At 61.5% G+C, this 6,011-nt stretch carries 8 protein-coding genes and 1 pseudogene; 8 read left to right on the top strand and 1 reads right to left on the bottom strand.

The features are described from left to right. From EOA32_RS31905 to EOA32_RS40840, 8 genes and pseudogenes are all read left to right on the top strand, one after another. Positions 1 to 541, top strand: a 541-nt coding sequence (locus tag EOA32_RS31905; RefSeq protein WP_145971418.1) for a lytic transglycosylase domain-containing protein, incomplete at its 5' end; no start/stop codon positions are given. A gap of 12 nt (positions 542 to 553) precedes the next feature. Next, a complete protein-coding gene (locus tag EOA32_RS31900; RefSeq protein WP_128373843.1) occupies positions 554 to 895 on the top strand; it encodes a TrbC/VirB2 family protein in 342 nt (113 codons plus the stop codon). A gap of 3 nt (positions 896 to 898) precedes the next feature. After that, positions 899 to 1,198, top strand: a complete 300-nt coding sequence (locus EOA32_RS31895) for a VirB3 family type IV secretion system protein (protein ID WP_128373842.1) — start codon at positions 899 to 901, stop codon at positions 1,196 to 1,198. A gap of 2 nt (positions 1,199 to 1,200) precedes the next feature. Continuing rightward, entirely contained in the window at positions 1,201 to 3,615 is a 2,415-nt protein-coding gene (locus EOA32_RS31890; protein ID WP_128373841.1) for a VirB4 family type IV secretion/conjugal transfer ATPase, read from the top strand. Continuing rightward, on the top strand, positions 3,612 to 4,676 hold the full coding sequence (locus EOA32_RS31885; protein WP_128373840.1) for a lytic transglycosylase domain-containing protein: 1,065 nt from the start codon (positions 3,612 to 3,614) through the stop codon (positions 4,674 to 4,676). The genes EOA32_RS31890 and EOA32_RS31885 overlap by 4 nt, the downstream gene beginning before the upstream one ends. Positions 4,677 to 4,689: 13 nt before the next feature. Next, positions 4,690 to 5,388, top strand: coding sequence for a type IV secretion system protein (locus EOA32_RS31880; RefSeq protein WP_128373839.1), 699 nt, complete (start codon positions 4,690 to 4,692; stop codon positions 5,386 to 5,388). A 17-nt stretch (positions 5,389 to 5,405) separates the two neighbouring features. Next, positions 5,406 to 5,609 carry a hypothetical protein gene (locus EOA32_RS31875; RefSeq protein WP_128373838.1) on the top strand — a complete coding sequence of 68 codons (204 nt, stop codon included), beginning with the start codon at positions 5,406 to 5,408 and terminating at the stop codon, positions 5,607 to 5,609. Positions 5,610 to 5,618: 9 nt separating this feature from the next. Then, positions 5,619 to 5,831: pseudogene (locus tag EOA32_RS40840) on the top strand (conjugal transfer protein TrbL); the annotation flags it as partial. A 44-nt stretch (positions 5,832 to 5,875) separates the two neighbouring features. On the opposite strand, the gene EOA32_RS40250 reads toward EOA32_RS40840, so the two are convergent. Further along, on the bottom strand, positions 5,876 to 5,956 hold the full coding sequence (locus EOA32_RS40250; protein ID WP_245499450.1) for a hypothetical protein: 81 nt from the start codon (positions 5,954 to 5,956) through the stop codon (positions 5,876 to 5,878). Between the last annotated feature and the right edge of the window lie 55 nt (positions 5,957 to 6,011).

Here is a 6,011-nt window from a genome sequence, read left to right as displayed (position 1 = left end):
AATCAAGACTGCATTGCCATGTGGGCCATCACCTCTAACGGCAGCGGAAATTGCTCGTCTGGTGGTCGAGGCGGCACAAAAGTACCGGGTCGATCCCGCTTTCGCGCTCGCTGTTTCGACGGCCGAGAGCCGTCTGGATCGCGATCGCAATTCGCCCAAGGGCGCTCGCGGGCCGATGCAGCTCATGCCTCCGACCGCAGATTTTCTCGGGGTGACCGACATTTGCGATCCCGCTGAAAACATCGACGGTGGGGTCAGGTTGTTGAAGTCGCTGTTCGAGACCTACCGGAATCCCCTGATCGTAGCGGCTGCCTACAATGCGGGCGAGACCAACGTCCAGAAGTACGGGGGCGTGCCGCCATTCCCGGAAACCATCCGCTTCGTCGCCGAGGTGATCAATCGCCAGATCGGACAGCCCCAGCCAAGGGCGGAGGGCAAGGGCACGAGAAGGACGGGCTCGGGAGCCAACGACAACGTTGCGGCCGGCGTGCTGGCCAACAGCAAACCGCGCCAGTGGGTTGGCGGCGTCATGCAATTCTAGAAGGAGACCGACATGAAGAACCACATCCTCTCGCATTTGGCGTCGCCCGCCGCGCGGCCCGCATTGCTCCTGCTGATCGTTGCGGCGCTGGCGGTCACAGCCGCTGAGCCGGCCCTCGCCCAGCAGACTTCGGGCGCATTCGCACCGCTTGAAACGGCCGTCCAGATGATCGTCGATTTCATCACCGGGCCTTTCGGGCGGCTGCTGGCGATCATCGCTGTGATCGGCCTGGGCTTCCTCGCCTTTGCCGGACGGCTTTCCTGGTTTACGGCCGGCGCCGTGGTTATCGGCATTGGCCTTGTCTTTGGCGCCCCGGCGATAGTCGACCAGATGATCTCGGCGGTCGGGAAGTGAGCCATGAGCGAGATTTCCGACGACAAGCCCCATCTGACGCCGCTGGTGATCGGCCTGACACGGCCGCCGATGATGTGGGGTATTCCGCTCACCGCGTTCTATCTGATCATTGGCGTCACGCTGATCGCTTTCCTGGTCACGACGAGCTTCTGGGCCGCGACGATAGCGCCCGTTGCATACCTGGCGCTCTTCGCGCTCACCAGCCGAGATATTCGCATCCTTGACCTCGCCCAGGTCGCTGGTCGCCGCACGCCGCGGACGCCGAACAAGCTGTTCTGGGGCACAGATTCTTATGGGCCATGACCATGCTCAATGTCGTTGGTGATGAGCTAGGGTTTGGACGCGAGCGCCGGCGCGAACGGTCGATCGCCTCGCATATCCCTTACATGCGCCACCTTTCTGATACCGTCATCGGCCTCGAAAGCGGCGCTGTGCTCAGCGTCATCAAGCTCGATGGCCTGTTCTTCCAGACCGAGGACCAGGCCGAGCTCAACATGCGCGCCAGCGTGCAGAACACGTTGATCCGCGCGCTTGGATCAAGCCGCTATTCGCTGTGGTCGACGGTGATCCGCAGGCAGGTCAAGCCGGAGCTCGGCGGCTCGTTTTCCGATCGCTTCTGCGACCTTCTGAACGGACGCTACATGGCGGCGCTTCGCGAGAAGCGCATGTTCACCAACGAGCTCTACTTGACGATCGTGCGGTCCGGCATGCGCGGTCCCTTGGGAACCGCCGAGACGATCTTACGACTGTTCGATCGATCCGCAGGGCCGGGCGTGCGTCAACAGCGAACCCATGAACGCATCAGCGAACTGGAAGAAGTCGTCGGCAACGTCACACGCGAGCTGCAGAAATACGGCGCGCGTGCCCTCGGCATTACCTACCGCGACGGCGACCCCTATTCCGAACCATGCGCCTTCTTCAACGCCCTACTGACCTGCGGCCTGTTGCGGGACATGCGGCTGCCTCGCATGGGTATCCGCGGCTATGTCGGGACCTCGCGGCTGCACTTCTCACGGCGCACTCTGCAGTCGCAGGGCCCCACGGAGGTCGACAATCGCTTTGGCGCGATGCTGTCGATCAAGGAGTACCCGCCGTTCTCGGGCCCGGGCATGCTCGACGGCCTGCTCCAGATCAACCACGAGTTCATCCTTACCCAGTCCTTCACGCTTGCCGACAAGCCGGTCGCGCAAGAAAGGATCTCGCGTCTGCAACGGCAGATACGCGCTTCCGACGAAGCGGGCAGCACGGTCGAGACGGACATCGACTTTGCGCTCAACAGCCTGGTCAATCAGGAAGCCGTGTTCGGCTACCACCATTTCAGCCTGCTTTGCCTGTCGCGCGACCTGGCTGGTCTCGACAAGGCGGTCTCGGAACTCGGCGCCTGCCTCACCGACATGAACGTCAACTGGCTGCGTGAAGACCTCAACATGGAAGCCTCGTTCTGGGCGCAGCTTCCAGGCAACCATGCCTACATCGCGCGCTCCTGCATGTTGTCGAGCGCCAACTTCGCAGGCTTCTCTTCCATGCACAATTTCGCAACAGGACAGTCATCGGGTGTGCATTGGGGTCTGCCGATTTCGATTCTTGAGACGACTTCGCAGACGCCCTACTGGTTCAATTTTCACCAGCGTGACGTCGGGCATTTTCTGGTCACGGGGCCGACGGGGTCCGGCAAGACCGTCGCGCTTACCTTCCTGCTTGCGCAAGCGTTTCGCATTTCGCCCGAGCCTCGGGCCGTTTTCTTCGACAAGGACGAAGGTGCATCGATCTTCATTCGAGCCGTGAACGGCAACTACGAGGTTCTTCAGCCAGGGCAGGCGACCGGCTTCAATCCGCTGCAGCTGGAAAACACGCCTGCGAATCGAGAATTCCTGGTCCGCCTTCTGAAGGCCATGCTGTCGCCCGCCGGCGGTCACGGCTTTTCCCAGGAAGAGGAAGACACGCTCGAGCGAGCAATCAGGCGCATCTGCGAGGAGCCGGTCGAGCAGCGGACGCTCGTCAATCTGTCGGGACTTCTCATGGGGCGTTCGCGCTCGGACGCCAACGACCTGCAGTCGCGGTTGAGGCCATGGTTCGAAGGCGAGAAAGCATGGCTCTTCAACGCGCGACGCGACGCGCTCTCCTTTTCCGGCCGGCGCATCTTCGGCTTCGACATGACGCACGTCCTCGACAATGAAGACGTGCGCACGCCGGCGCTGATGTATTTATTCCATCGCATCGAAGAGCTGCTCACTGGCGATCCCGTCCTGATCTTCATGGACGAGGGCTGGAAGCTGCTGCAGGACCCAGCGTTTTCCAGCTATATCGTCGACAAGATGAAGACGATCCGCAAGCTGAACGGGATCGTCGGCTTCGGTACCCAGTCGGCCGCGGATATAGCCCGGGCGCCGCAATCGCATACGCTGATCGAGCAGTCGGCGACGAATCTGCATTTCCCGAACCCGCGCGCGGATGAGGAAAGCTATATCCGCCGCTTCGGTCTGACAGCCAAGGAATTCGCCTTCATCCGCAACACGCCGCCAGAGCGGCGGACCTTCCTCATCAAGCATGGCAACGATTCCGTCATTGCCCGGCTGGACCTTTCAGCGATGCCGGACATCGTCAAGGTGCTGTCCGGCCGCAAGGACACGATCGAGGTCTGCGCGGCGCTGCGCGCCCGTCTTGGCGAGGATCCGGCGGCGTGGCTGTCCGAATTCTGCGGCTGGGGGAGGGCGACATGATCCGACGACTTCCCCTGCTGTTCGTCCTGCTTGCGACGCCGGCCGCGGCCGATATTCCGACCATCGATGGAACCACCCTGGATGAGCGCCAGGACCGGAACGACAAGACCACCGAAATCGACAAGGTCGATGGCGATCGCTACACGATCAACGAAAGCGTCACCTGCGCGGTTTATCGGCCTGGCCGCAAAGATGACCCGGTCGCCGCGGCCAACGCAAATCCATCGATCGCCGGCATAGTGCGGCGCGTCGCTGGCGAAGAGGGGATCGACGAGAATCAGTTCCTGGCGCTCGTCTATCAGGAAAGCCGATTCAATCCTTGCGCGAAGTCCAGAGCCGGCGCGATCGGACTCTCCCAGCTCATGCCAGGCACGGCTTCGGACCTCGGCGTCAATCCTTATGACATCGAGCAGAACTTGCGGGGTGGCGCCCGCTATTTCAAGCAGCAGCTCAAGCGCTTCGACGGAAACGTCTCGCTGGCGCTCGCCGCCTACAATTCCGGTTCGGGTAATGTCGAAAGCTATGGCGGCATTCCGCCGTTTCGCGAAACCCAGGATTACGTCCGCGTTATCACGCAGAAATGGCTGCCGGCGTTTGGCGGATCGGACAAGTCGGGCATTCCGCTAAACTATGGCGGCACAAGCACTGCCTACGAAGGTATGCGCTCAAGCACAGTCAATGCTTTTGCGTTGACCAGCGCCACGGGCGATGGGTCAGGCGATGTCGCATCCTGGTTCGAGCAGTTCGGTTCCGTCGCGACCGGCACTGTGCAGGACAGCTGGGACCAGAATTCCGGCGCCCGCAACGCCAACATCGATATGCTGAACCGCATGATCGGGCTCAGCGCCAGCTTGGCCGATCTCGTCAATTCCAAGAACGCGGTCACGCTGAGCGACATTTCGGGCGCCAGCCGCTCTGGCCGCTACCAGGATGGCGGCGGCGACTCCCAATCCATTACCGGCTTCTGTGACGATCGCACCGGCCTGGTCTGGAATCCCGAGATGAAAGCTTGCGTCCAACAACTCAACCAGAACGCCGAACTGCTCCTCGTTCCTCAATGACTGGAGATTCCTCATGAGACGCATTCTCTTCCTTGCTGCCGCCACGGCCATCACTTCGACGGTAGCGCGTGCCGATATACCCGTCATCGACAAGACCAACTACGCCGTCGCCAAGGATACGGCTGAGAAGACCTCCAAGATCCTCGACACGAATAAGGATATCCTGACGACGGTCGAAAAGACCCTCCAGGCGGTCACCGGCGATCGAGGTAGCGATGCCGGATCGCTGAAGGACCTCGCCATCGGGAACGGCTTCAGCGTCACCTCGGTCCCGTCCTTCGATAGTCTCCTGCAGAGCGGCATGCCGAATTTCGGCTCAATGGGGCCGGAGATCGCCAAGGCAGCGACCCTCTTCGTCAACGGCCTGCAGCTGGTGAAATCGCTCTCCGGCAAGGACGACAGCTCGCTCGCCAGCGACAAGTCCTACGAGGAGCTGGTCAAGACCGTGCTTGGGGTTTCCGCCCTGATCAACGGCTCGCAGCAGGCCGTCGAGACCCGGCGGGCTGCGCTCGAAAGCGCGGGGCAGGGGATCGGAACCTCGAAAGACATCAAGGGCTCGATCGATCAGAACACGCAACTGCAGGTGCAGACCGGCCTTACGCTGAACGAGATGATCGGCACGATGAACGGCGCGGTGCAGTCGCTGCAGGCCGACAACCAGCGCAAGCTCACCGACATCTCCAACACCAGAAAAGCGCTCACCTACGAATGAGCGCAGTGAAGGTTTCAATGGTCATGTCCATCGTCGCGATCATGCTCCTCACGACCGGCTGCGGCACGCCGAAGGAAAAGACTGCGCCCTGCAAGCGGCCGGCCAATCTCTTCGGCTACGCGGAGGATCCGCGCAGTGAATGCGGGCCGATGTGGCTGGTCAACCCATCCGGCAGAGCGGCACTGGCCGCAATCAATGATCTGACCGGGCAAGCGGAGTAGGGCAGGGCGGTGGAGGATTTCATTGGCGAGCTGCTGCAGCGTATCGACGCGTCGGGCCAGAATTTCTCGCAGCGTGCATACGAAGCGCTGAGCGCAGATCTCGAGCCGCTGCTTCGGGTGCTCTTCGTTCTGGTCGTATTGTTCTACGGAACGCAGCTCTTCCTCGGCACGTCGCGGCTGAGCGTTGCCGAGATCGTCGGCCGCCTTGCCCGCGTCATCATTATATTCATCCTCGTCGGCACCTGGTCCAATTTCGACGCGCTTGTCTATGACTGGCTGACCCCGAATTCTTCGCTCAACATTGCCGTGGACGGGATGAGCGCACCGGGCTGATAAATTCCGCCCATTATCCGCTCCAGAAGTTCTGCTCGGACCGCTTCGTGAAGCGATGGCGCGCTTTGC

Source organism: Mesorhizobium sp. M1A.F.Ca.ET.072.01.1.1 (assembly GCF_004023325.1).
GTDB lineage: Bacteria > Pseudomonadota > Alphaproteobacteria > Rhizobiales > Rhizobiaceae > Mesorhizobium.
The sequence above is the reverse complement of the archived record's forward strand: the minus strand, read 5'-3'. Positions and strand labels throughout refer to the sequence as shown.